The organism is Paraburkholderia tropica, from assembly GCF_900109265.1.
Taxonomy (GTDB): Bacteria; Pseudomonadota; Gammaproteobacteria; order Burkholderiales; family Burkholderiaceae; genus Paraburkholderia; species Paraburkholderia tropica.
The window spans coordinates 113,312-138,967 of sequence record NZ_FNZM01000021.1 but is presented as its reverse complement, the minus strand read 5'-3'; the positions used below and the strand labels follow the sequence as shown (position 1 = coordinate 138,967).

Here is a 25,656-nt window from a genome sequence, read left to right as displayed (position 1 = left end):
CTGGTGTCATGGCGAGTTTCAGTCCGGTTTTGAATACGGGTTCGCCTGATTTTCCAGTTCACATCCGAATGTTGGTGAAATGAGCGGCGCTCTTTAGCGCCGCCACCTGTTTCCGGCAAAGCCGCCCGTGAATGCAACCCTGATCCGATCGAACACGAAGCGAGCGCTCCCCGAGGGGCCGATCGTTTTCTGGTTCGCTGCAATCGTCGCGCTGACGGTTTTTAGTATCGACGCCTTTACGTCGCTCGATATTGCGGTCGCTGTTTTCTACGTGGTGGTCGTGCTGCTGGTGGCATCCAGCGGCTCCGATCTCGCGGTCATGGGCGCGACGGTCATCGTGGCGATGCTCACGCTCGCCGGTTTCCTGATTTCGCACGACAGCGATTACGCCGGCGGCGCCATCGCGCGCTGCGTGCTGAGCCTGCTCGCCATTGGTTCGACTTCGATACTTTCGCTGCGCAATCTTTCCAACACGGCACGACTGCTCGAACAGATCGACATGCTGAATCTGACCCACGACGCCGTGCTGGTCGTGGACCTCGAAGGGCGAGTGACGTTCTGGAATCACGGCGCGGAATCGCTGTACGGGTGGAGTGCGGAGCAGGCATTGGGGCAGCGCATTCATGAACTCACGCAGACGCGCGCCGCGTTGCCGCTCGACGAAATCCACGCGAAGTTGCTCGACAGCGGAAGCTGGTCCGGCGAACTGCAACGCGTTCGCCGCGATGGGCGTACGGTGACGGTCATGAGCCGCGTCGCGGTGTGGCGCGATGCGAAGGGCGCGCCCCGCGCGATCCTCGCGACGAACAACGACATCACGCTGCAAAAGCGGATGGCCAACGAGATCGAGGCGCAGCAGGCGGAGTTGCGCGCGGCCATCGACACGATTCCCGGCATGGTGTGGAGCGCCTCGGGCGACGGCGACGTGGTGTACGTCAATCGCCGCTGGCAAGAGTCCGGCGTCGATACGGAGGGCCGCGGCGCCGATCTCTGGGACGCCGTCGTGCATCCGGACGATCTCGGCGCGATGCGCCGCGACTGGCTGGACGCGCTCCGCTCCGGGAGTGCGCTCGACAATATGTCGCGCGTGCGCCAGAGAGACGGCGGCTATCGCTGGATGCACATCGCCGCCGAACCGCTGCGCGATGCAGACTGCGCCGTGCGCCGCTGGTATGGCGTCAATACGGACGTCGAGGCGCGCAAGCGTGCGGAGGATGCGCTCACGCGAAGCGAGGCGTTTCTCGTCGACGCGCAGCGCCTGAGCAAGACGGGCAGCATCGGCATCGAAGCCGTGCACGGCAAGATGATCTGGTCGGCCGAGGCTTACCGGATCTTCGGTTACGAGCCGTCGCCAGCGTTGACGCCCGGTCTCGCGCTCATACTCGAACGTACTCATCCCGAGGATCGCCGCCAGGTTGAAATCGCGCACGGCGCCGCAATGGCGACGCCGTTGGTCGATTTGAAATATCGGCTGATCATGCCCGACGGCGAGCTTAAATACGTGCATTACGTCGCGCATTCGGGACCGCCGCTTTCCACGGATCTCAACTACGTCGGCGCACTCATGGACGTGACATCGTCGCAACGCACGCAGGAGGCGCTGACACGTTCGATGGCGGAGCTCGCGCACGCCACACGCATGACCACGCTCGGCGAGATGGCCGCTTCGATGGCGCATGAGGTGACGCAGCCCATGGCCGCGGTGATCACCTCGGGCGACGCGGCGCTGCGTTGGCTCGGCAGGCCGGAGCCGGATATCGGCGAAGTCTCCCGATCAATCGGCCAGATGATCCAATCCGCGCGCCGGGCGAACGACATCGTGCGACAGATTCGCGCGATGGCGCGAAAGCGGCCGTCGGCGCTCAGCCGCGTCTCGCTGGTCGAGATGGTTGAAGAGGCGGTCAGCATGATGGCGCCGGAACTGGTACGCCACGGTGTGATCTGCGAAGTGCAGCCGCCGCCGGATGCGATTCACGTACACGCGGACAGCGTCCAGATTCAGCAAGTCGTCGTGAATCTCCTGTTGAACGCGGCGCAGGCGATGGCCGATCTGCCGGGCAAGCCGCACCGCATCGTCATTTCGATTTCCGCGCCGCGCGAGGGCAGTGTCGACCTTCGCATCGAAGATTCGGGCAACGGCGTACCCGAGGATGTTCGCGAGCGGCTTTTCACACCGTTTTTTACGACGAAAACCAATGGCATGGGCATGGGCTTGTCGATCTGTCGATCGATCATCGAGGCACATGGCGGCCGTATCACGCTTGAAGATTCATTGGCGGCAGGTGCCCGGTTTTTGATTACGCTGCCGTTGGATGCTGAAAAAAAGGAGAATAATCCATGAACCTTCAGCGCGGTGGCGCTGGCGACGCCGAGCCAAACCGGATGGTGTACGTCGTGGACGACGACGAGTCGATGCGCGATGCCGTCAGCAATTTGCTGCGCTCGGTTGATTTGCCGGTGCAGGCATTCGCTTCGGCGCGCGAGTTTCTTGCCTTCGAGCGCCCGGATGTCCCCAGTTGCCTGATTCTCGACGTGCGCCTTAAAGGACAGAGCGGATTTGCCGTTCAGGAACAGATCGCCGATGGCGCATTAAGCATTCCGATCATCTTCATGACGGCGCACGGCGACATCGCCATGACGGTCAGGGCGATGAAGGCGGGGGCGATGGACTTTCTCGCCAAGCCCTTTCGCGATCAGGACATGCTCGATGCCGTCGATCAGGCGCTCGCGGCAGATGAAAAGCGTCGTGCAGCCGATCGTTCTGTTTCGAATCTGCGCAAATGCTACGGTTCGCTGACGCAGCGGGAGCGCGAAGTGATGGCGCTGGTCGCCTCGGGGTTGCGCAACAAGCAGATTGCGGCGGAAATGAACCTGAGCGAAATTACGGTGAAGATTCACCGCGGCCAGGCGATGAGAAAGATGGAGTCGAACTCGTTTGCTGACTTTGTGCTAAAAGCCAAGACGTTGGGAATCGGATCGTCGGCGGAAGATTCCTGAAAACTGTTTGCTTCACGTCACCGTTTTTATTTTCGACGCCCGTTCATTTTTATATTTGAAAATGACCGGGCGTTTTCATTCGCGAGCGAAATTTTTCGCGTTGCCAAAAAAATATCGCGGCATTAAACAATAGTATGAGTGCGTAAAACTTATACGCGAGAGGCGCATTCTATTGTACGACTAGAATCGAATATTTGAGTCGGGTAACGTAGAGGCTAATCACACAACCTGTCTTGCTGCGTCGCGGGTCTGATCGATTCTGGATTGCGCCGACAAAGGAGAGCACCGTATGAATAGTTTATCCGACAGCCTCTCGCCACCGCGCACGGCGCGTTATCCCATCGAAATGGAACGTGAGTGGCGTCAGCCGGGAAGCGTGGAAGACGCATCGCACGAAATTCGGGTGCTGCGCTGGTCGAATCACTGCTCCGAACCTCTCGACGTGTCGAGCGACGGCGCGGCGCCGATGCATTGTGTCGCGCTGAATCTGAAATGTACCGTTGTCGATTTCGATTATGCGGCGCGTCCGTTGATTCGCGGTCGCGTGGCGGCGGGAGTAGCGCATATTGGCGCGCCCGGTGTCGCTGCGCGCGCCCGCTTTTCGTCTCAGTTCGACGTCCTGCACCTCTTTGTCACGCAGCGCGTTTTGAAGGAATGCTACGCGGACCTGTTTGGACGCACGCCCGGTGAAGAACTCACGCTTGGCGATGGCAGCTTGCTGCGCGACCCCGCGATTGAGCGGCTGAGTCAGGCGCTGGCGGTCTCGCAGACCCACGACGCGGCGCTGGGAAAAGTATTCACCGATAGCGTGAGCCTGGCCATTGCTTCGCGCCTTGTCGCGAGCCAGTATGCAGGCACGTCGCGCGGATCGCGAGGCGCCTCGGAGTTGCCGAAATGGCGCATGACCCGCGTGATGGATTATGTGGACGCGCATCTCGGCGAGCCGATTGGTCTGGCGGACATGGCCGACAGTGCGGGACTCACGCGCATGCATTTCGCCGCCCAGTTCCGTCAGGCGAGCGGTTTGCGGCCCCACGAATATCTTCTGCGCAGGCGCATTGAACATGCGCAGTCGATGCTGCTCCGCTCGCAACACAATGTGCTCGATGTTGCGCTTGCCAGCGGATTTCGTTCCCAGGCTCACTTTACGACCGTATTCAAACGATTCGTTGGCGAGACGCCCTGTTCATGGAGAAAAAATCACGATGGGCTTCGATAGCCAGATTGTCCGCTTTATGGCATGCAGCGCCGAGTATCTGTTTGGTCCGGTTTCCGCGGGTCAAGAGGCGTGCACCATCGAACGATCGCTCGCGCAATGCGCTCTGGAGTTGAGCATGCGCGAACCGAGGATGCACCCCTTGTTTTTGGATAACGGAGCGAAACGATCCTCGGAAGTTTCGGCGGGCTGACGGTCCGGGCAACAGTAAAGAATCTCTTTAAAAGCACGCGCTAAACATTCAACGGTATTGTCTACTCATGTAGGAGTGCAATATATGATTCCGCAGATTCAAACGATTGTCGATCCGTGGCAGATGACGGTTGGCTTGCTCGGCTTGTTGTCGAGGGAGAAATATGAAGGCGTTCAGGTGCCGTCTGCACGCAGGTACGTCGCGCGTCGATGCGCCGATCAGCCGGTCGCCGGCCTGACGGTTCAGCTCGTCGAGCGGGCCACCGCCACGCGTGTGACCTTGGCCTGGCGCGATCCGTCGCGTTGCGCATATTGCGATCAGGAGTGGTTTCGCACGCGGGCGCGTCGCAATGGCGTATGCGCGGTATCCGGTCGCTCGATTCGCCGGGGCGACGACGTCTATCGGCCGCGAGCCATGCGGCCACGCGCGATCAATGCCGACATGATGCTTCACTGCAACGTCGTGGAGGCGTTGTCCTGAGCGCGGATCGCCAACCAGAATGGAATCCACGCATCTGTGTATTCGAACTGACATTGATGCCCGAGGAGCCGATCCGGCTTTCTCGGGCATTCGCTCAACGCATCATCCGTTACTTTCCGCCGTTGGGCCGACCGGGCCGCGAAAGATCGCGTACTGGTAGAGGTGCAGCCAATCATGATCGGAAACACGAAGCCAATGCCGATCAAGACCGGTGCTGATCGGCGTTGAGCCGAAGGTTGCCATTTCTATCGGGTTTCGCGGTGCGGCGAAGCGTTCGAGCGCACGCTCGCGAAAGGGATTGAACGAGATGATGCTCGAACCGCTCACGATCGATTGCGGCGGCATGAAGGTCGCTCATCATGCGCGGACTGTTGGTGCCGAATCGGGCGTGCAGCGCATTTCCGTCGCTTCCCACGCGACCGCCTTCGCGCTTCTCTCGCAGAACTCGAACGAAGATGCGTGCTTCGGATCGGGCCACGCACAACCGGGGATAAGCATGAATAAGCACGAGTAAGCGAGAGTAAGCGCGAAAAGATGCGACTTGCTACGTCCAGTATTGGTAGCCATCTCTGCGGCTTCGCATGGACGGCGTTTCCTGAAGACGCAACAGGCGGCTTTGCTGCGCGCGCGTCGGTCTCGTCGACGAATTGAGCGGCAGCGTTTCGCGCCGAGGTGTGCGTGTGTCGTCGGCGTTTGTTGCACCGACTGCCACGCGTTCCAGTGGCAATTCCGTTTGTGCGCCGACCTTCATTAACGCGGTGCGCAGTCCCACGCCGTTCTGCAGCGATACGGCAACGATCAGGCAGGCACCGAGGGCGGCGAGCGAGGAGGCGAGAAAGCGAATGGGCACGATGTAGCTCCGTGAGCAAACTGAATCGTCGGGAATCGACGAGCGCCATTCTCGAGGGGCACGCACGCGTTCATTTTCGGATTGGCACCCGGTTGATGAAAAACGCACGGTTGCGGCTGGGGAGGGAGCGTTATGTTATTGCAGGCGGAATGGGGCAAGGGAGTGGCGTATTCGCCGAGCGTGCGAATACGAAAGATCAGGAAAGCGCAGGCGATGGCTGGGTACTGGCGAGTAGGGCGAACATCTCGCGCACCTCCGGCACCGCGCTGCACGCATCGAATCGATTCGCAAGCGCCGACAAGGCATTCCGCGCCTCGTTGGCTTCCTCATCACCAAGTGGCAATTTAATCAGATCGAGCGTCGCGCGCAATTCCCACATGCGTGCGCCCTGCGACTGTGCCATCGCGATCGCCTTCGTAAAACACGCCTTTGCACGCGTCAGCGCGTGCGCATCGTATGGGCGGTCGGTATCGAACGTGCGGGACATGGCATGCGCGCATAAACCCCGGCCGCGCAGGATTTCAGGCATAAAGTAAAAAGAGCCGTTGATCTCGCAGAATGCCTGTGCATCCTGCAAGCGATCGAGCGCATCCGAGGTCCGGCCCACGCTGATGAGCGCTTGCGCGCATTCGACGATCAGCGGCGACGTCAAGCGCCGGAACCCTCGCGCCAGCAGCGAGTCGAGCGTGCGCTCCAGCCTGGATAGTCCTCTGACCACGTCCCCATCGTGAATGAGGAGGATGGCGGCGAGGCATTCGCCGAACTCGTGCCAGATAGTCAGGCGGTGCAGCGTCGTTTGCGAGCGCATGATCGACAGATAGTGGCGCGCACGCTCGCGATCTCCCGAGATCAGCGCAAGCGGCGCCGCGACAACGCCGAGGACGTGCGTAAACCACGGCTCCATGGTCTCGGCGGGAATCAGATCCAGCGAGCGACTCGCGAGGCGCGCGGCCTCGCCGACGTCTCCTTCGAGCCAACGGATACGGGCCAGCCCCGCGTAGCAGACCGCGAGCGGGTCCACCGCGAACTGCCGGATCTCGGCCGCATCGTTGGGATAGGCTTGAACATGTTGCACGACGGCTTCGAGCGTCGCGGCCGCGCCATGATGATCGCCGGCGCAGTGCGCCGCGGTGGCGGCGAGCGTCGTCGCGAAGATGTGCTGCCACCGGCAATGCTTCTGACGCGCGAATTGTTCGAATTGCTCTGCATACCGGCGCGCGTCGCTGACTTTGCCGGAAGAGAGCATCGCATTCCACAATCCCCAGTAACTCCGCGCGCGCAGGCCGTCGTCTTCGATTCGCAGCGCATGCTCGTGCACTTCGCGCCAGAGTTCGCACGCGCGTTCCACCGGCCCTTCCAGATTCGGCAGCACGGCGGCGAGTGCGATTTTGAGGCGAATCGCGGCAGCGGGTGGCATGGCGGGCTCAGGCAGCGCCTGACGTGCCTGAAGCGCCAGCGCGGCGCGGCGGCCGCATTCGTCCAGCTTGGCGCGCGCCAGCAGCGCGCTCACCAGCGTGGACGAAAGCTCCACGCCTGTACGCACATCGCCATCGGGAGAAAAGGCCCAATCCACCGCGTTGCGCGTGTCGTCCAGCATGTCCTCGGGATGCTCGCCAGTGACGAGCGCCGGCCCGCTTCCGGCGGCTTCCTGGTTGCGGAAGCGCGAAGCCAGATCGCGTGCATGGCGTGCCGATACTTCCTTGACTTCGCCCGCCGAGAGGAGATGTTCGAGGGCGTAGGCGCGCGTCGACTCCGACAAGCGATAGTGAGCGATCGGACCGTCGAACGACACCTTGACGAGCGATTTCGCCAGAAGTTCGCCGATTCCGTCGATGACGGTGCTCACCGGCAATGTCGCGTCGCAAGCCACCGCGCACAGGGATTCGATCGAGAAGCGGCGGGTAAACAGCGCGAGGCGTCTCAGCAGCGTGCGGCTGCGTGAGTCGAGCAGCGCGAAGCTCCAGTCCAGCGTTGCACGGAGCGTGCGATGGCGCGGCATCGCCGTGCGAAAACCCCGTGAAAGCAGCGTCAATTGATCGGCGAGACCGCGATGGACGCCTTCTACGCCCAATGTCGGCACCCGCGCGGCGGCCAGTTCGATCGCGAGCGGCAAGCCGTCGAGCCGGCGGCAGATTTCGCCGATCAGGCCGATTTCCTCGGGGTCTCCGTGAACAGGGCGGCCTGTTGCCTCGACGCGCTTCATGAAAAGCTGCACAGCGGCTTGGCGGCGAACAGTCTGCTCGTCGGCTTCTCGCTCGGGGACGGCGAGCGGCTCAACCGGCATGAGTGTTTCGCGGTCGATCGCCAGCGCTTCCCGGCTCGTCACGAGCACATGCAACGCCGGGTAGTCGTCGAGCACGCGATGCACGATGTCGGCGACTGCCGCGATCATGTGTTCGGCGTTGTCGAGCAGAAGCAGCGAGCCGGAATTGCCGCTCGTACCGCTCGCGCCGTGCGCCGACAGTCGGGCCTTGACGGCGCGGGCGACTTCGTCGGCCGTCGCCATCGCCGCGAGTTCGATCACCATGACGTGACCGCCGCGCTCCGCTTCAAAGCGCTGCGCGACCGCCATCGACAGCGTGGTCTTACCGATTCCGCCCGATCCGATGAGCGTCAAGGCGCGCCCGCAGGTCAGCGCGCCGAGCACCGACGAAATGGCGTGGTCCCTGCCAATCGGCGGCGGAAGATTCGGCAGTCGTGCGGCGGGTGGTGTCGGGTGATCCCCGTTGCCCGGCACATTGCGTGGGCCGTTTGCGATTTCGCTGCGTGTACGCTCGTTCGCACGCGCGGCCAGAAGCCGATAGCCGCGTCCCGATTCGGTGACGATACAGGCGCGGTCATCGCCCAGCGCGCGGCGCAGCTTCGACAACTGCACCTGCAGATTGTTTTCCTCGACGACAACGCCGGGCCAGGCGCGCGCGAGGAGTTCGTGCTTCGTGACGAGCCCGCCGTCCGCTTCGATCAGCGCTTCGAGAATCGCATAGGCGCGCGCGCCCACCTGGACCGGTTCGCCGTTTCGCAGCAGGACACGCTCGCGGAGATTGACGCGCGCGTGGCCAAGCTGGAAGACAGCCGACGGCGGCTCGGAAAGCGAAGGCATGCGATCAGGACCGGAAGGAGACGGGTGACAAAACGGCTTGCTGTGCCGACGCGGAACGTGCGGCGCTTCGCAAGTAGTCCGCGCGACGTTCGACCATCGTTGCCAGTTCGCCCGCTTCGGCAAGCCTCTGCCTTCCGAACGATTTCGAAGGCGTGAGCAGGCGGTACGTTACTGCCGCGCCGTCGAAATGAATGTCGAGCAGTGAGTGATCGACCAGCTCGGACACACATTGCATCACCGCCGTTGGCGACATCCTGACATCGCTTGCGAGCGCACTCGCGGCCTGGGCGTCGAACGCGCCGTCGAACACAGAAAGCCGCTGAAACACGGTCTGTTCGCTCGACTCGAGCATGTCGAAGCTCCATTTGATCGACGCGAGCAAGCTCTTGTGCCGTGCGCATGCGGTGCGGTAACCGCCGTCGAGATAGGGCAGCGGATCGGCGAGATTGTTCAGGACAGGCTCCAGGCCGAGAATCGCTGCGCGCGATGCCGCCAGTTCGATGGCAAGCGGTATGCCGTCGAGGCAGCGGCAGATCTCGGCGGCTTGCGTCATGAGTTCGTCGTCGATGACCCGGTGCCGGCCGTCGTGCGACAGGCGGCGCAGAAACAAGGCGATCGCGGGCGATGGACTGCCGTTCGCGTCACAGGGCTCGGTCGCTTCGCCCGACACGGCGAGCGGCGTCACGCGATAAACCGTCTCGGCAGGAATGCGCAGCGGCTGGCGGCTCGTGACGAGAAAGCGCGGTGGGTTGGCGGAATGGCACGCGCGTTCGAGCAGTTGCGCGACGGGGTCGGCGACGTGTTCGGCGTTGTCGATCACGATCAGGCCGCGAATACGCGTGAGCATGGCGGCCGTTGTGTCGAGATCGGGCTCGCCGTCTTCGCGCGCCACGGGGCCAATTTCGCCGAACGCCAGCAGGACTTCGCCCAGCGAGCGTTGATCGGACACATCGACGAAGTGGACGTCGTCTTCGTTGCTGCCCGATGTGCGATGCGCGATTTCCAGCGCGATCGACGTCTTGCCGATGCCCCCGGGGCCCGCGAGTGTGAGCACGCGAGTGTCGCGCATCAGGGCGCAGATCACGTCGATCGCCGTCTCTCGGCCCAGCAGCGCCGGCCGCATCGGCATCATCGCCGTACGCAGTGTACGTTGGCTGTCGTCCTCGAAATTCGCTGCGGGCACCGGCGTGGACGGCGACGCAATCAACTGGTAGCCGCGTCGGGGGACCGTTACAATAAGCTTGCTGTCTTGCCCGATTACTTTGCGTATTGTGGAAAGATGCACGTGTAGTGCATTTTCGTCCACGATCGTATCGGGCCAGACACTGTCTATCAGCTCATCCTTGTGTACGACGCGCCCGCTCGCCTGTGCAAGCGTCGCGAGCAGGTCGAATGCGCGCGAGCCGAGTTCCAGCACGCGGCTACCCTGGCGAAGTACGCGCATGCCGATGTCGAGTTCCGTTTCGCCGAATCGTATGAACCGGGAGCCGAATTCATGCGCCGACGCGAACGTGCAAAGCTCAGAGGTCGCTGACGTCATGGTGGTTGCGTCCGTGTCGATCCGGGTGGCCCGGCGGGTTGGCAGACGGCGGGAAACAGGCGGTGCAGGGCTCCGTGACGAGCCTGCTCGCGGAGAATTGATGTCGGCTGAAGCATAGCCAGATTGTATTTTGCTGTCATTAACCGCGGATTAAATTTGGTTAATGTTCGGATTTAATTGAGGCCGTGACGGCTGGATGATGCCCGACTCGATTCCAGCGCGAATTTACCGCGGCGTTTTTCGGGCGGATTATTTTGAAATGCCGGAGCCTGTCTGCTTCGGCGGCGAAATGAAACGCCAGAGGAAACGCCAGAGCGGACATTAACGAAATTTAATGTGCGGCACAAAGACAGTCATTCGGATCGCAACCGATAATTCACCTTTCCGAAGCCTGAAGCCGCAAACCCCGGGTCATCGAAGCGCCTGCGCGTGTCGAATCGGCCGGACACCATGAATGGGCCAGATGAAGATCTTGTTAGTCGAAGACAACGTGCAGGTGGCCGGATTCCTGAAGAAGGGGTTGACGGAAGCCGGGCATGGCGTCGACTCCGCCGACAACGGCCGCGATGGCATGTTGCTGGCGCTGAGCGGCGTCGCCTATGACGCGGTGGTGCTCGACCGCATGCTGCCGGGCGGCGTGGACGGGCTCAGCATCGTCGCGGCCATGCGCGCCACCGGCAGCAAGGTGCCGGTCCTGATCCTGAGCGCGCTCGACGCCGTGGACGAGCGCATCCGCGGGCTGAAGGCGGGCGGCGACGACTATGTCGTCAAGCCGTTTGCGTTCGGCGAAGTGCTCGCGCGGCTCGAAGTCCTGCAGCGCCGCACGCAGACCGATCCCGTGACGTCGTCGTTGCGTTGCGGCGACCTGAGCATCGACGTGCTGTCACGCAAGGTCTCGCGCGGCGGCAAACCCATCATCCTCAAGCCGCGCGAATTCAAGCTGCTCGAATATCTGATGCGTCATGCCGACAAAGTCGTCACGCGCACCATGTTGCTCGAAAATATCTGGGATTATCATTTCGACCCGCAAACCAATGTGGTCGACGTGCACGTGAGCAAGCTGCGGCAAAAGATCGACGCGGGTTTCGACACCTCGCTGCTACGCACCGTGCGCAATGCCGGCTACATGCTCACGGCCGAAGCATGACGCGCGATCGGGAAGACGCAATCCGTCTCGGCGACGACGGCCTGTTCGTGCTCGCGCGCGTCGCCGATGGAGCGAGTGCGAATCCCGACGCGCCCGCGCGCCTTGTCGTGTTTCCCACGTCGCCGCAACCTTCGACGCATACGCTCGCGATGCTGGAAAACGCGTGGGCATGGCGCGCGCGTCTCGACAGCCCGCGTTTGACCCAGCCGCTCGATTTTGTTCGCGAGGGCATGACGGCCACGCTCGCGCTGCTGGATCCGGGCGGCGTGCCGCTGTCCACGCTCGATCTGCGCGCATTCACGCACGCGCAGATCATGACGATCGCCGCCAACGTCGCGCAGGCGCTCGACGCGTTGCATCGACGGGAACTGGTGCATAACGACCTGCGTCCGGAACACGTGCTGGTCGACCCGGCCACGCTTGCTGTCGCGCTGACCGGCTTCGGCCTGACCGCGAGTCCCACGCCCGTCGGCAACGTGGCTGCGCCGCCCTTGATGGTGGCGCAGGCGCTGCCGTATCTCGCGCCCGAGCGCACCGGCCTCGTCAACCGTCAGGTCGATGCGCGCGCCGATCTCTACGCGCTCGGCATCGTGACCGGCTGGATGCTCACCGGGCGCTTTCCGTACGCCGCGGCGTCGCCCGGCGAGTGGCTGTATTGCCATACTGCGAGCGTGCCGGTGCCGCTGCGCGACTGGCTGCCCGCGCTGCCGGAAACGCTCGATCTGCTGGTCGCGCGACTGCTCGCGAAGGCCGCCGAGGATCGCTACCAGACCGCTCGCGGTGTCGAGCACGATCTGCGCGAATGCGCCGACCGGCTGCGCGGCAGCGGTGCGTTCGCGCCGTTCAGGCTCGGCAGCGCCGATACCGACGATCGCCTGCTCATCCCCGACCGCCTCTACGGCCGCGCCGCCGAACTCGATGCGCTCACGCAGGCGTTCGAGCGCGTCGCCCGCGACGGCTCGACCGAATGCGTATTTATCTCCGGCTATTCGGGCATCGGCAAATCGTCGCTGGTCGAGGACTTTCACCGCAGCATGACGCGCGGGCGTTTCGCATCGGGCAAATTCGATCAGCACCGCCGCAACGTGCCGTACGCCACGATCGCGCAATGCCTGGAGCAATTGTTGCAGCGGATTCTGCGCGACGAGCCGCGCGAGCAGGCGCGTTGGCGCAAGCGCATCCAGCAGGCGCTCGGGCCGCATGGACGCCTGCTCGTCGATCTGCTGCCGTCGCTGGAACAGCTCGTCGGGCCGCAGTCTGCCGTCGCCGAAGCGCCGCCGCACGAAGCACTGACGCGCTTCGTCGCCGTGCTGACACGCTGCATCGCGGCGTTTGCCGGCGCGGGCCAGCCGCTCGTGTTGTTTCTCGACGATCTGCAATGGCTCGACGCCGGCACGCAGTCGATTCTTGAAGCGCTCGGCCGCGGCGCGGGCAACGATGCGTTGCTGATCGTCGGCGCGTATCGCGAGAACGAAGTCGGCGCGGCGCATCCGCTCGCGCATGTGATCGCCGATCTACGCGCGCGCGGCGCGCGTGTGAGCGACCTGTTGCTCGCGCCGCTCACGGTGGACGACATCGAGCGCCTCGTGCGCGACGCCACGCGCAGCGATACGGCGGCCAGCGGCCAGTTCGCGCGGCTGATGTTCGAGCGCACGGGGGGCAATCCGTTCTTCGCGGTGCAGTATCTGCACGCGCTCGCCGACGACGGCTATTTGCGTTTCGACGATACGGCGCGCCACTGGGTCTGGAGCGTCGAGCAGATTGCGCAGCGCGCGTTTCCTGAAAGCGTCGTCGATCTGATGATCGGAAAGATCGAGCGTCTTTCCGCGCCGACGCAACGGCTGCTGACCGATTTCGCCTGTGTGGGCGCCACGGCGTCGCGCACGGTGCTCGCGAGCGTGCACGACCGGACCGCCGCACAGATCGACGCCACGCTGGCGGAAGCCGTCGAGCAGGGGCTGGTTTATCGCCGGGCGCACGCCTACGCGTTCGTGCACGATCGCGTGCAGGAAGCGGCCTATGCGCTGCTCGGGCCGCACGAGCGGGTCGCCGCGCACGGGCGAATTGGACGGCGGCTCGATCTCGACGATGCCGATCCGGAACTCGATCGCACGATCTTCGATATCGTCAACCAATATAACCGCGCCCTGAGCGCCATCGACGACGCAGCGCTGCGCCTGCGCGTCGGCCTGCTGAATCTGCGGGCGGCGCAGCGTGCCCGCGCGGCGTCTGCTTACGCCACGGCGCTCAACTATCTGGTCGCGGGCAGCGAGATTCTCGACGAAACGGCGTGGCAAACGCATTATCGCGAGAAGTTCTCGCTCGAACTGCTGCTCGCCGAATGCACGTTCCTCGCCGGTAATCCGGGCGACGCGGAAAGCCGTTTGCGCGCGCTCGCGGCGCTGGCGCGCAGCATCCCCGAAAAAGCGGCCGTGGCGTTTCTGCGCATCACGCTGCATACAGCGCTCGACGAAATGAGCGTGGCCGTCGACATCTGCCTGCATTATCTGCGCGAAGTGGGCGTCGACTGGAGCGCGCATCCCGAGCGCGCGGCGGCGCACGCCGAATACGCAAAAGTGGCTGCGCGCGTGCGGGAGCGCTCGATCATGGCGATGCTCGATAATCCCACGCTCGCCGACGAAACGCTCGAGGCGACGCTCAACGTCTTCACGGCGGTGCTGCCGCCCGCGTTTTTCACCGATGAAAATCTCGTTTGCCTCGTGCTGGCGCGCATGGCGAACCTGAGCATGGAGCACGGCAACGCGGGCGCATCGTCGCTCGGCTTTGCCTATCTGGGCATGGTGGCGGGGCCCGTATTCGGCGATTATCCGGGAGGTTATGAGTTCGGCAAGCTCGGGATGGCGCTCGTCGACGAGAAGGGCCTCGATCAGTTTCGCGCCCGCGTCTACATGTGCTTCTCGTACCACGTCATGCCGTGGACGCAACCGATTGGCCACAGCCTGCCGATTCTGCAGCGCGCCTTCGAGGTCGCCACGGAAAGCGGCGATCTCACCTACATCGGCTTCAGCAGTTGCTGTCTCGTCACGACGCTGCTCGCCGCATCGACGCCGCTCGCGGAAGTGGAAGCGCGCGCGCTCGAACGGCTGCACGTCGTACGCGAGGCCGGTTTCGGCCTGATCGTCGATATCATCAACGCGCAGCTCGCCTTGATTCGCGATCTGCGCGGCACCTCGCCGTGGTTCGGCTCGCCTGACGCCGATTACGCCGACACGGCCGCGCTGGAAAATCATTTCGAGCACAATCGCGCGCTCGATATCGCCGCGTGCTGGTACTGGATTCGCCAGCAGCAAGCGCGCTATTTCGCGGGCGATATCGAAGGCGCGCTCGCGGCGGGCGCGCGTGCCGCGCCGCTCGTGTGGACGTCGTCGGGCCACTTCGAACTCGCCGAGTATCACTTCTTTTCGGCGCTCGCGGGCTTGCGTTCGGCGCAAACCGTCGACGCGGCGCTCGAAGCACACGTGAGCAAGGTGCAGGCGTGGGCCGCGAGTTGTCCCGCCAATTTCGAAGCGCGTGCGGCTTTGCTCGAAGCCGAGCTTGCGTGCGTGCGCGGCGCGGAAATGGAGGCGATGCGGCTCTATGAACGCGCGATCGACAGCGCGCGCGCGAACCGACTGCTGCACGTCGAAGCGCTGGCGGCGGAGCGTGCGGGTCACTTCTACCTCGCGCGCGGCTTCGCGGCGATTGCGCCCGTGTATCTTCGCCGCGCGCGCGAGGCTTACGAAAGCTGGGGCGCGAGTGCGCGTGTCGCGGCGCTCGACGCGGCGCATCCGCAACTCGCCTTCGACGCGCCGCGCGCCGTCACGCCGGACGCGGCTGCGAATCTGCTCGACGTGGAGTCGGTCGTGCGTGCGTCGCAGGCGATTTCGAGCGAACGCGTGCTGGACCGGCTCATGCACACGCTCATGACGATCGTGCTGGAGCACACGGGCGCACGCCGTGCACTGCTGGTTCTTCCGCACGAGGAGCGGCTGCACGTCGAGGCCGAAGCGCGCGAGGGCGGCGAGGTGCGCATCGGACGGCAGCCCGGAACGCCGCGCACCTTGCCGCTGACCATGCTGAACGCGTGTTTGCGCACGCACGACGCGCTGCTCGTCGACGACGCGTGCGCTCACAATCCGTTCGCGGCTGACGAATACTTTCAGGACCGCGTCTCGCGTTCGGTATTGTGTCTGCCGCTCGTCAAGCAGACACGCGTGATCGGCGCGCTGTATCTGGAAAACGAGCTCGCGCCGGGCGTATTCACGCCGCCACGCATGACGGTGCTGCGCCTGCTGGCGTCGCAGGCCGCCATCTCGCTTGAAAATGCCAGTCTCGAACAGGTCGAGGCCTTGCTCGAAGAGAAGGATGCGTTGCTCCACGAGGTGCATCATCGCGTGAAAAACAACCTGCAGTTGATCAGCAGCCTGCTCAACCTGCAGGGCGCGCGCGTGCCGGATCGCGCGGTCGCCGAACTGTTCCAGGAAAGCCGGAATCGGGTCCGGTCGATGGCGATGGTGCACGAAAACCTCTATCGCGCAGGCAATTTCGCGCGCATCGACATGGCGCCGCACATACGCAATCTGTGCGCGCATCTGGCGCGCGTCTACGAAATGAGCCAGTCGGGCGTGGTCCTCGATGTCAAGGTGGACGACGTTCAACTCGACATGAATCGCGCGATTGCGTGCGGCATGATCGTCAACGAGCTGGTGTCGAACGCGCTCAAGCACGCGTTTCCGCAAGGGCGGCGCGGGAACTTGCGCGTGACGCTGAGCCTCGACGACACGGTGGAGCATGCGCCTCGTCACGCGGATGCCGCGCCGCGCTGCATCCTGAGCGTCGCCGACGACGGCGTGGGCTTGCCCGTCGCGTTTGCCATCGAAGAGGTCGATTCGCTCGGGCTGCAACTCGTTCACGATCTGAGCCGCCAGTTGCGAGGCGTCATCGACATCTCCCGCCATGGAGGGACGTGCTTTGCGATCCAGTTCTGAGCCGGACGCGCGCGCAGCGTCCGCGACGCCTCCCGCGCGCATCCTGATCGTGGAAGACGATTGGGTGGTGGCGCGCGATATCGCCCAGCAGATGCAGCGCTGCGGACATAACGTGATCGGCCAGGTCGCGACCGGAGAGGACGCGCTGGCGCTGGCCGCGCGCGACAAACCGGGTCTGGTGCTCATGGACATCCGGCTCGAAGGCGCGCTCGACGGTATCGACGCGGCTCGGCAGCTCCGCGCGGCGCACGACGTGCCCGTCGTATTCCTGACCGCTTACGCCGACGAGGATACGGTTCGCCGCGCGACGCTCAGCGAGCCGTTCGGCTACGTGCTGAAACCGTTCGACGATCTGCAACTGCGTACCGTCGTGGACATGGCGCTCTACAAGCACGATGCCGAACGCCGCCTGCGCGAGAGCGAGCAGCGTTATGCCGTGACGCTGGCCAGCATTGGCGACGGCGTCATCGCAACGGACACCGATGGCCGCATCACGCTGATGAATCCTGTCGCCGAGCGGCTGACCGGATGGCGCGGCGACGCGGCGGCGGGACGTCCGCTCGCCGATGTGCTCGCGCTGGTCGACGAGGACACGAATGCGCCGGTAGCGGTCAGCGTGGCCTTCGCGCTGCTGGCGGGCGGCAACGTGCCGTATCCGGCGCGCACGCGGCTGGTGGAACGGAGCGGACGGACGCTGCCTGTCGAGATCCGCAGTTCGCCGATCGTGAGCGATGGAGGCGCGGTTTACGGCATGGTCTTCGCCATCCGCGATGCGACGGAGTCGAGACACGCGTCGCAAGCCGCAATCCTGCGCGAAACCAACGAACGCCTTGGCGTGGCGATGCGCGGCTCGAAAGTCGGCGTGTGGGACGTGGAGATTCCGCGCACACGTGTGCGTGCGACGCGTCTTCAGTGCTGGAATATTTCCGCGTGGCTCGGCTATGCGGAGCGCGATGCCGAGCTGGATTCCCTCCGCGTGCTGGAGCTGGTCCACGAGGACGACCGCGCGGTGCTGCGCCGCGCCTTTGCACGATGTGCGGCGCGACCGGGAAGCGGCTTCGAGATCGAGCATCGCGTGCGCAAACGTGACGGCACCTATCGCTGGGTGCTCACGCGCGGCACGTCGACGGCGCTCGCGGCGCGGGGCGGCACGCGCGTGTCCGGCACGGCGGCGGACATCACGGAACGCAAGGCGCTCGAGGAAACGGTGCGAGTCGCGCGCGACGACGCGGAAACCGCGAATCGCGCCAAGGACCAGTTTCTCGCCAACATCAGCCACGAACTCAGAACGCCGCTCAACTGCATCCTCGGGTATTCGCAGATCCTGCGGCAAGATACGTCGTTGGCCGATCGGGCGAAGACGCACATTGCATTGATCGAGCAAAGCGGTTCGCATCTGCTGACCTTGATTACCGATCTGCTCGACTTCGCGCGTGCGGGTGCCGGGAGCGTGCTGCTCGACGTCGGTGACGTGCTGCTCTCGCCATTCGTCGAAACGTTGTCAGACATGGTGTGCCTGCGGGCGCGCGAGAAAGGTCTCGCGCAGACCTGCGTGCTCGCGCCCGACACCCCGCGCGTCATTCGCGCCGACGAGAAACGCTTGCGCCAGGTGCTGCTCAATCTGCTCTCGAACGCGGTCAAATTCACCGACTTCGGCAGCATCCAGTTTTCGGTGAGTATGGCGCGCCGCGACGTGCTGCGTTTCGAGGTCCGCGATACGGGAATCGGCATTCGTGCGGACCAGCTCGAACGCGTATTTCAGCCGTTCGAACAGGCCGGCGACAGTGAGCGCAGGCGTGCAGGACTCGGGCTTGGCCTGTCGATCAGTCAGCATCTTGCGAATCGCATGGGCAGCGCGATCCGCGTGGAGAGTGTGCTGGGGCGCGGCAGCCGGTTCTGGCTGGATTTCGCGGTTGACGCAGATGTGGAGCGCGCGCCTGCCCGTGAGACCACGCGTGAACTGGCCGGCGCCACGCGCCGCGCCGAGGGCGAGCCCTCCAGGCGCGCCGAGCCGGCCAGATCGGCGGCGCCGTTCGAGCTGCCTTCGCGCGCCAATATGGAAGTGCTCCATGCGCTCGCGCTTCGCGGGTCGATGAGTGAAGTGGTACGGCACGTGCAGAACTTGTGCGAAGGCCCTGAAAATGGCCGCTATCGTGTGTTTGCAGGGCAAGTCCGTGCACTCGCGCAGACCTTCGAATCGCGTCAGTTGCTTGCACTGATCGAAAAGCATTTGAACGAGACTTGACGTCTATGCCCGACGAATTTCAAATCAGGCCGCCCGTCGTGCTGGTGGTCGACGATACGGCGTCGAATCTGGGCATCGTAGTGGACTTTCTGGAGGCAAGCGGTCTTCAGGTGTCGATCGCGCGCGATGGTGAGGAGGGGCTGAACCGGGCGGAACTGGTGCGTCCGGATCTGATCCTGCTGGACGTCATGATGCCTGGACTCGACGGTTTCGAAGTATGCCGCCGGCTCAAGGCGCAACCCGAAACGTGGGAGATCCCGGTGATCTTCATGACCTCGCTTTCGCGTGCCGACGACAAACACCGGGGATTTCAGGTTGGTGCGGTCGATTACGTGACCAAACCGCTTCAGATGGAAGAGTTGCTTGCGCGTGTGCAGACGCACGTCAAGTTGCGGCGGCTTCAGCAGGCACTACAAGAACGCAACGCTCGCCTGCACGAAGAGATAGAGCGCCGCCAGGTCGCGCAGGAAGCGCTGGTCGAGATGATCAACAGCGTGCGCAACTCGTCGAATGCCATCGCTCACGATCTGCGAACGCCGCTCTCCGAGCTGCGCGCGCGTATGGAAGTGATGATCTTCGAATTGCGCAAGCAGGTCGGCACCGACACGCTCGAACGCCTCGAAGGGGCGCTCGGCGATATCGACCGTGTGATCAGCATCTTCAACGCGCTGCTGCGTCTCGCGGAAATCGATGCGGGCGTCAGGCGCTCAGGGTTCGTTTCGAGTAACGTTGCGGACATCGTTTCGGAGGCCGTGGACTTCTATCAGCCGCTCGGCGACGTGCGGGGCATCGCGCTGTCTCTCACGTGTCCATTCGAACTCAATGCGATCGTCGACCCGCTACTCATTGCGCAGGCGATCGGCAACCTGATCGACAACGGGCTCAAGTACGCTTGCACGCGAGTGCATGTGAGCGTCAACGAGCGCGAAGGCGTGATCGAAATCGAAGTCGCTGACGACGGCCCCGGCATTCCGCTGTGCGAGCGCGAGAAAGTGACGGAGCGTTTCTATCGCGGCGACGCGAGCCGCGGGACGCCTGGCGTCGGACTTGGCCTGGCACTCGTGAAGAGCGTGGCGACACTGCATCGCGGAACGCTTACTCTGGCGGACAATGGCGGCGGCCTCGCGGTGACGCTGGCTGTTTCGAGCCGCCCGGTGTATCGGCTTGCGACCTCGCCTTGACGTACGGCACCGAGGGCGTTCCTCGCGGTTATACGAAGGTTTCGTTCGCTCCTGCCTTCTAGTGAAATCTCCATGCGACGGCATGATTGTCAGACCGTCAAGCCCGGCGATATTCTGGAACACATCGGTTGCCGCGTTAGGCGGTAACTCACTGAAGCCCATCAGGAGCGTTCCCGAACATGAACACGTCGCCTTCCGTACATCATGCTTCCCCGCTGCAGCCCGGTGCGCAAGCGCCGGACTTCACATTGCCCGCCACGCCGGACCAGACGATGTCGTTGTCGGAGTTGCGCGGCGCTCCGGTCGTCCTCGCGTTCTATCCAGCCGACTGGAGTCCGGTTTGCAGTGACGAACTCGGTCTTTTCAATGCCGCGCTCGACATGTTCAAGCACTACGAAGCACAGCTCGTCGCCATTTCCGTAGACAGCGCCTGGTCGCACGCGGCCTTTTCGACGCAGCGCGGCTATCACTTTCCGATGCTCGCCGATTTCGAGCCCAAAGGGGCAGTCGCCAGAAGTTATGGCGTTTATCGTGCAGCGGAGGGCGTGAGCGAGCGGGCGCTTTTCGTGATCGATGGCGCAGGCTTCGTGCGCTGGTCGGACGTCTCGCCCATCAGCATCAATCCCGGCGTGGACGGCGTGCTCGACGCCCTGCAACGCCTCGCCCCCACCACGCAACAGGTGCTGTCATGAGCAATCTCACGCCGCCCGTGCACGCCGCCGACCATATTCAGGGCACCGCTGATTCGCCGGTCACGCTTGTCGAATATGGTGACTTCGAATGTCCGTATTGCGGCGCGATGTATCCTGTAGTCAAGGCCGTTCAGCAAGCGATGGGCAATCGTCTGCGCTTTGTGTTCCGGCAATTTCCGCTGACTTCGATGCATCCGCATGCGCTCCATGCGGCCCAAATGTCGGAGGCCGCCGCGGCGGTCGGACGCTTCTGGGAGGCCCACGACCTGCTATATGAAAACCAGGGCGCATTGAACGATGCTGCGCTCTCGAATTACGCCGCGCACGTCGGCGTGAGTGCGAGCGACTTGAAATCGGCCTTCGAAGGCGCTTATGACGAACGGATTCAACGTGACTTCGACGGCGGCTTGCGTAGCGGCGTAAATGGTACGCCGAGCCTGTTCATCAACGGTCGGCGTTATGACGGCGATCGCGACGCCAGGAGTCTGCTCGAAGCCCTCGATGCTGCCGCGGCGGGCGCGTGAGCGGCGCCGATCCGGTGGTGGAGACACTGGGCGCCGAAAGCCTTCTAGGCTGAGAAACCCTCGACAAAGCGGATGAAAGCGCGAACTTTGCGCGAGAGGCGGCGGTTGGGAAGGTAGGTGGCGTACACGAAAGCCTCGCCCGCATCGGCCGTGATTTCCCAGTCTTCGAATAGCCGCACGAGGCGTTCGGCTTCGAGGTCGGGTGCCACGAGCCATCTGGGCAGCAACGCTACGCCCTGGCCACCAATTGCGGCTCCCGCGATCATGTCGAGGTTATTGGTCACGAGTTGACCGGTCACGATAACGGGCTCCGTCGTGTCGCCCAAGCGAAAATTCCAGCGCTGTCGTCGTCCCGGCTTATAGGCGAATTGCAGGCATTCGGCCCGAGAAAGGTCGGAGGGCGTGGCGGGGCGTCCATGCCGCTCCAGCCACGCAGGGCTCGCTACCAGAAAGCGTTTGCTTTTGCCGAGCGTCTTGACGATGAGGCGGTCGTCGAGGTCGGGCACGCCAACACGCAGGGCCACATCGAGGCGGTCATTCACGAGATCGAGGTGGACGTCCGACACGACGAGATCGATGGTGATCCTGGGATAGGCCTGAAGAAACTCGGGTATTCGCGTGGCGAGGTGAAGACGGCCATAGGTCGCGGAAACCGACACACGCAAATGCCCCGTGAGTTCGCTGCCGCGATCGATCACGCTGCTATCGGCATCGTTCAGATCGGAAAGCACCTGCCGCACCTGTTCGACATAAGCGCACCCCGCATCGGTGAGCGAGACGTTGCGCGAGGTTCTCGTGAGCAGGGGCGTGCCAAGCGATGCCTCAAGACCGTCCATGATGCGCGCGATTGAAGACGTTGTTTTGCCGAGCTCCTGTGCCGCCGCCGTGAATCCCCCGCAGTCCGCGACTTTCAGCAAGGTATGCAGGGCTAACAACTTGTCCATGTCGGTTCCCGATTGGCTTGTGGGCCCGTTCGATTCTAAGTCAACCCGGCGCCTGAACGAAAAGAGTCGAGCGAGAGAATGCAGCTCGGCTGCGGGGCCTTTCTTGCGTCCCCTTAGAACTTGTGCTTGATCCCCAGCGTGACGACGAGCTGGCGATTGCCGCTGGCCGGTCCATATCCGAGTATGGTTGCATGGTGAGCGTCGCCTGCGGCCTGCTGCATGAATGTGAGCATCGAAAGGTCCGTGCGTTTGGACAGCGAATACACGATGGCGAGGTTCAGTTCGTGCCACATGGGTATCTCGCGCGGGCGATCGTAGACGCCGCGCGTGAACACATACGCCGCGCCGAGCAGCAACCATGGTCTCAAGTAATAGCGCGCACTGACGTTGAAGTTGTTGAGCGTGAGGTGCGTGGCGTCGAGATAGTCGTAGTTGACGTTGCTGTACATCGCACCGAATATCGCCGACCCCGCCGTGTAGAATCCGCCGGTGCCGAAGATCTTCTGGCGGCTCGCGTAGGCGTGCGGGTCCGCCGCGCTGTGCGTAAAGATCAGATAGCTTGCCGAATAATCATTATCGACCGCGCCCGGCTGATTCGTCGAGCTATAAGGCGAGTCGTATTCCGCATAGGCAACGTTCCAGTTCAAACCGCCGTAGTCGTAACTCGCCCCAAAGCTGAACGCCCGATTGTTCGCAAATCCTCCAGGCGCGTTGCTCAACCCGTAAAGCGCGGTCGCCTTGAAGCCTTTGATGTTCGGCGTCACGTACTTGAGCGAATTCTGGATGCGGATATTGTTGAACGTGTTGTCGCTGTCGCCAACGCTGCCCAGCCAGCTCCACGCCGTGTTCGGCCCGAGGTAATCGACCACGGCGTCATATTGACGGCCGGCCGTGAACGTGCCCCATCTCGGGCTGGAAAGACCCACATAGGCCTGGCGTCCGAACAGGCGGCCACTTTGGCTCGCGCTGCCGGTGTAGGGATTGAAGCCATTTTCCAGCACGAATACGGCGCTATTGCCACCGCCCAGGTCCTCCGTGCCGCGCAGGCCCCAGCGGGGGCTTTGATTCTGCCCGCTCAGCGCTTGCCAGGTGTGATGGCCGGATTGATTCGGCGACCACGCAATGCCCACGGAAATGAGACCGTACAGAGTCACGGTGCTTTGTGCATGGGCCGCGCCGGCATGTGCGCCGGCCAGACAAATCAGTGCGAGTGCGTGCGTTTTTAATTTCATTCTGGATTCCGGTCATTCCGCGGACCAAAGCGCGTTCAATGGACGTGGCGATTCCCGCGTCCGCGCACGATTGCGCGGACGCTGCAATAACGCGTGAGCGTGTGGGGAAAACGGGAGATCAGGCTGCGATGGGACTGACCGGAGCGCGGCGAATCACCTTCTCGCCCGCGTCGGTCTGGACACCCAAGGCATAGAGGCCTGAATGCTGCTTGTTGTAGCGAATCTCGAACGGAAAGTCGCCGGGACGCGCGATATCGCCAAGCCAGCGCGCGAGCGCATCTTCATCCTCGCCAATTTCAATCCAGTTGAGGCCCTCGCCGCGCACCGACCCCGATCCCGGCACGACCGGCAGCGTTGCAGGATGCGGACCGTTCGTCATCTTGAAGTACAGGTTCGGCTTGCCGATGGGCCAGGCGGTCAACGCGCTGGGCGTCTGCAAGGCAAAGCTGCGATTGCCGTTCATCATCTGACGGCCGGCCTCCTTGCCCGTGGTGTTCGGATCGACCACGGTATGGTGGTGACGCGCGAAGGCCTCCAGTTCATCGAGCGTGTCCGCACGCAGGCACCATCCAACGAAGCAGTCGCCTGTTTGCGTTTGGCGCGCGAAGAATTCCGCAAGCGGTTGCCCGCGCTTGAGGACCGTATGATCGACAATGCTTTCGACCTCGATGTAAATATCTTCGGCGAGCGGCACGACGCGATGCCCGATGCCATAGAGCGGGAAGAATCCGCCGTCGTAATTGCCGATGCCGGTTTCCTGGCTCAGTCGAAATGTGGCTTCGTACACGTTTTGCGCGGCGAGGCAAATATGATCGAAGTGAATCATCGTGAGTGCGTTCCTTGCTGTGGGGTGGTGAGAGGGCGAGCCGTTTCTGCCTTGAATTCGGGGCAGGCTTACCGGTTATGAAGCGATGGCCCGATTTGCGGTGAAGTCGACGACGGGTTCGCGTTTTTAGATGAAGCATCGTTCTGTTCGTATCGAGGCATCAAGGCGAAGACTGCGGAGGCTGCAATGGCCAGAAGCGCGCTCAGCATGAGGCCGGGCTGATAGCTGCCGAACCGGTCGGCGAGCCAGCCGATGGAGAACGGGCCGATGCCGGCGACGATGCAAAGCGAGCCGTATTGCCACGCGTAGACGCGAGGAAACACACGCAGGCCGAAATACCGCGTGCACATGTATGAGACGAGGTCGATTTCGCCGCCGAATGTCCAGCCCACTGAGAACGCATAGAAAGCCGCATAACGAATGCCGCCGAAATGGATCGCGAGCAGGCCCGCTGCGCCTACCAGGCACGAAAAGACCATGAGCCAGGAAGCCTGAACATAGTCGGAAAGCCACCCGCAGATCAGTCGCACGCAAATCGTGCCGATGCCGACCAGGCTGATGTATTTCGCGGCGGTGCCCGGCGCCGCGCCGGACTCAGCGAGCAACGGCGCCATGTGCTGAGCGTTGCCGGATACCACGAGGGTGGAGAGCGTGAAGGCGACGAACATCAGCCAGAATGTGCGGCTGCGTTTGGCATCGGCGAACTCACGCTCGAGCGCTTGCATATCGACGGCGTGCAGTCTCTCCTCGCGCCGCGGCGGCGTTTCGGACGTCGTCGCTTCGGCGCGATGATCGCGCAGCACCAGGAGAGCGATGGGCACACCGGTCGCGGCCAGTGCGGACAACGCCATGTAACCGACATGCCAGCCTAGCCGGTGAATCACGGCGGCGATCAACAACGGGAACGCCGCGCCGCATAGACCCAAACCGACCTGCGTGAGGCCCAGTGCGAGACCCCGGCCGCGATCGAACCAGCTGCTGACCACGCGCGTGTAAGGCAGGCCGCTGGTGCCGCTACCCACTAAACCAAGGAGTCCGATGAGTCCGATATACGTCACGGGAGAGCGCGCGCCGGCTGCAATCGCGAGAAAGCACAGCGCAAGCGCGAGCGCGCTGGCGGCGACTGTGCGCGCGGCGCCGAAGCGAGACAGCATGCGCCCCCAGAACTGCAATCCCACGGCAAGGCCGAGTGTGAACGCGAGATATCCCGCGCCGTACTGCGTTTTCGTGAGACCGAAGGCCTGTTCGAGGTCCCTGGCAAAGAGACCGAGGTTATAAGAACCCAGGCCGATCACTCCGACACCGAGGCCGGCCGTGCAAGCAATCAATTGAGGCCAGCCTCGGTGAAATTCGTCAAGCTTGCGCATACATGTCCTGTGTCTGGATGATTTCGTCGTGCCGACGCACGCGCGAAACAAACCGGGGTTATCGTTCAAGCGCCGCTGCACATGCATCGACGGGCTCAAGAATAGGGCCGAAAAAAAACACGATAAACGGAGAT

At 63.2% G+C, this 25,656-nt stretch carries 19 protein-coding genes; 10 read left to right on the top strand and 9 right to left on the bottom strand.

Annotated elements, in window-relative coordinates; genetic code table 11:
- Positions 1–58: 58 nt before the first annotated feature.
- Positions 59–670 carry a PA domain-containing protein gene (locus tag BMY06_RS40290; RefSeq protein ID WP_244144438.1) on the bottom strand — a complete coding sequence of 204 codons (612 nt, stop codon included), beginning with the start codon at positions 668–670 and terminating at the stop codon, positions 59–61.
- Between BMY06_RS40290 and BMY06_RS30520 the strand changes: the two genes are divergently transcribed.
- The 4 genes from BMY06_RS30520 to BMY06_RS30500 all read left to right on the top strand — a co-directional run bounded on the left by BMY06_RS30520 (position 551) and on the right by BMY06_RS30500 (position 4,886).
- Entirely contained in the window at positions 551–2,341 is a 1,791-nt protein-coding gene (locus BMY06_RS30520) for a PAS domain-containing protein (RefSeq protein ID WP_244144436.1), read from the top strand. The two genes, BMY06_RS40290 and BMY06_RS30520, sit on opposite strands and share 120 nt — an antisense overlap.
- Positions 2,338–2,997 (top strand): response regulator transcription factor, encoded by a 660-nt coding sequence (locus tag BMY06_RS30515; RefSeq protein ID WP_065062962.1) that lies wholly within the window; start codon positions 2,338–2,340, stop codon positions 2,995–2,997. Before BMY06_RS30520 ends, BMY06_RS30515 begins: the two co-directional genes overlap by 4 nt.
- Positions 2,998–3,286: 289 nt before the next feature.
- A complete protein-coding gene (locus BMY06_RS30510; RefSeq protein WP_065062964.1) occupies positions 3,287–4,216 on the top strand; it encodes a helix-turn-helix domain-containing protein in 930 nt (309 codons plus the stop codon).
- Positions 4,217–4,490: 274 nt separating this feature from the next.
- Complete coding sequence (locus BMY06_RS30500; RefSeq protein ID WP_074986871.1) at positions 4,491–4,886, top strand: DUF3331 domain-containing protein; 396 nt, start codon at positions 4,491–4,493, stop codon at positions 4,884–4,886.
- Positions 4,887–4,988: 102 nt separating this feature from the next.
- On the opposite strand, the gene BMY06_RS40760 is transcribed toward BMY06_RS30500, so the two are convergent.
- From BMY06_RS40760 to BMY06_RS30480, 4 genes are all read right to left on the bottom strand, one after another.
- Positions 4,989–5,231 (bottom strand): molybdopterin-binding domain-containing protein, encoded by a 243-nt coding sequence (locus tag BMY06_RS40760; protein WP_244144432.1) that lies wholly within the window; start codon positions 5,229–5,231, stop codon positions 4,989–4,991.
- A gap of 199 nt (positions 5,232–5,430) precedes the next feature.
- The gene (locus BMY06_RS30490) at positions 5,431–5,736 is read right to left on the bottom strand and encodes a hypothetical protein (protein ID WP_065062971.1); all 306 of its coding nucleotides are present in this window, start codon (positions 5,734–5,736) and stop codon (positions 5,431–5,433) included.
- A gap of 196 nt (positions 5,737–5,932) precedes the next feature.
- On the bottom strand, positions 5,933–8,959 hold the full coding sequence (locus BMY06_RS30485) for an ATP-binding protein (RefSeq protein WP_143064444.1): 3,027 nt from the start codon (positions 8,957–8,959) through the stop codon (positions 5,933–5,935).
- Complete coding sequence (locus BMY06_RS30480; RefSeq protein ID WP_074986868.1) at positions 8,841–10,376, bottom strand: ATP-binding protein; 1,536 nt, start codon at positions 10,374–10,376, stop codon at positions 8,841–8,843. The genes BMY06_RS30485 and BMY06_RS30480 overlap by 119 nt, the downstream gene beginning before the upstream one ends.
- 463 nt (positions 10,377–10,839) lie before the next feature.
- Here BMY06_RS30480 and BMY06_RS30475 point away from each other — a divergent pair, with 463 nt between their 5' ends.
- The 6 genes from BMY06_RS30475 (at position 10,840) to BMY06_RS30450 (ending at position 21,153) form a co-directional block, all read left to right on the top strand.
- Positions 10,840–11,523 carry a response regulator transcription factor gene (locus tag BMY06_RS30475; protein WP_065063058.1) on the top strand — a complete coding sequence of 228 codons (684 nt, stop codon included), beginning with the start codon at positions 10,840–10,842 and terminating at the stop codon, positions 11,521–11,523.
- Positions 11,520–16,511 (top strand): AAA family ATPase, encoded by a 4,992-nt coding sequence (locus BMY06_RS30470; protein ID WP_074986867.1) that lies wholly within the window; start codon positions 11,520–11,522, stop codon positions 16,509–16,511. The genes BMY06_RS30475 and BMY06_RS30470 overlap by 4 nt, the downstream gene beginning before the upstream one ends.
- Positions 16,495–18,756 carry a hybrid sensor histidine kinase/response regulator gene (locus BMY06_RS30465; protein ID WP_074986866.1) on the top strand — a complete coding sequence of 754 codons (2,262 nt, stop codon included), beginning with the start codon at positions 16,495–16,497 and terminating at the stop codon, positions 18,754–18,756. Before BMY06_RS30470 ends, BMY06_RS30465 begins: the two co-directional genes overlap by 17 nt.
- A 5-nt stretch (positions 18,757–18,761) precedes the next feature.
- Complete coding sequence (locus BMY06_RS30460) at positions 18,762–19,937, top strand: hybrid sensor histidine kinase/response regulator (RefSeq protein ID WP_074986865.1); 1,176 nt, start codon at positions 18,762–18,764, stop codon at positions 19,935–19,937.
- A 179-nt stretch (positions 19,938–20,116) separates the two neighbouring features.
- Positions 20,117–20,629 (top strand): redoxin domain-containing protein, encoded by a 513-nt coding sequence (locus tag BMY06_RS30455; RefSeq protein ID WP_065062983.1) that lies wholly within the window; start codon positions 20,117–20,119, stop codon positions 20,627–20,629.
- A complete protein-coding gene (locus tag BMY06_RS30450) occupies positions 20,626–21,153 on the top strand; it encodes a DsbA family protein (protein WP_074986864.1) in 528 nt (175 codons plus the stop codon). The genes BMY06_RS30455 and BMY06_RS30450 overlap by 4 nt, the downstream gene beginning before the upstream one ends.
- Positions 21,154–21,197: 44 nt before the next feature.
- Here BMY06_RS30450 and BMY06_RS30445 read toward each other — a convergent pair whose 3' ends face one another.
- From BMY06_RS30445 to BMY06_RS30430, 4 genes are all read right to left on the bottom strand, one after another.
- Positions 21,198–22,097 carry a LysR family transcriptional regulator gene (locus BMY06_RS30445; RefSeq protein ID WP_065062987.1) on the bottom strand — a complete coding sequence of 300 codons (900 nt, stop codon included), beginning with the start codon at positions 22,095–22,097 and terminating at the stop codon, positions 21,198–21,200.
- Between the two features lie 113 nt (positions 22,098–22,210).
- A complete protein-coding gene (locus BMY06_RS30440; RefSeq protein ID WP_065062989.1) occupies positions 22,211–23,329 on the bottom strand; it encodes a porin in 1,119 nt (372 codons plus the stop codon).
- 118 nt (positions 23,330–23,447) lie between these two features.
- A complete protein-coding gene (locus tag BMY06_RS30435) occupies positions 23,448–24,155 on the bottom strand; it encodes a VOC family protein (RefSeq protein ID WP_074986863.1) in 708 nt (235 codons plus the stop codon).
- 68 nt (positions 24,156–24,223) lie between these two features.
- The gene (locus BMY06_RS30430) at positions 24,224–25,522 is read right to left on the bottom strand and encodes an MFS transporter (RefSeq protein ID WP_161495559.1); all 1,299 of its coding nucleotides are present in this window, start codon (positions 25,520–25,522) and stop codon (positions 24,224–24,226) included.
- Positions 25,523–25,656 lie beyond the last annotated feature (134 nt).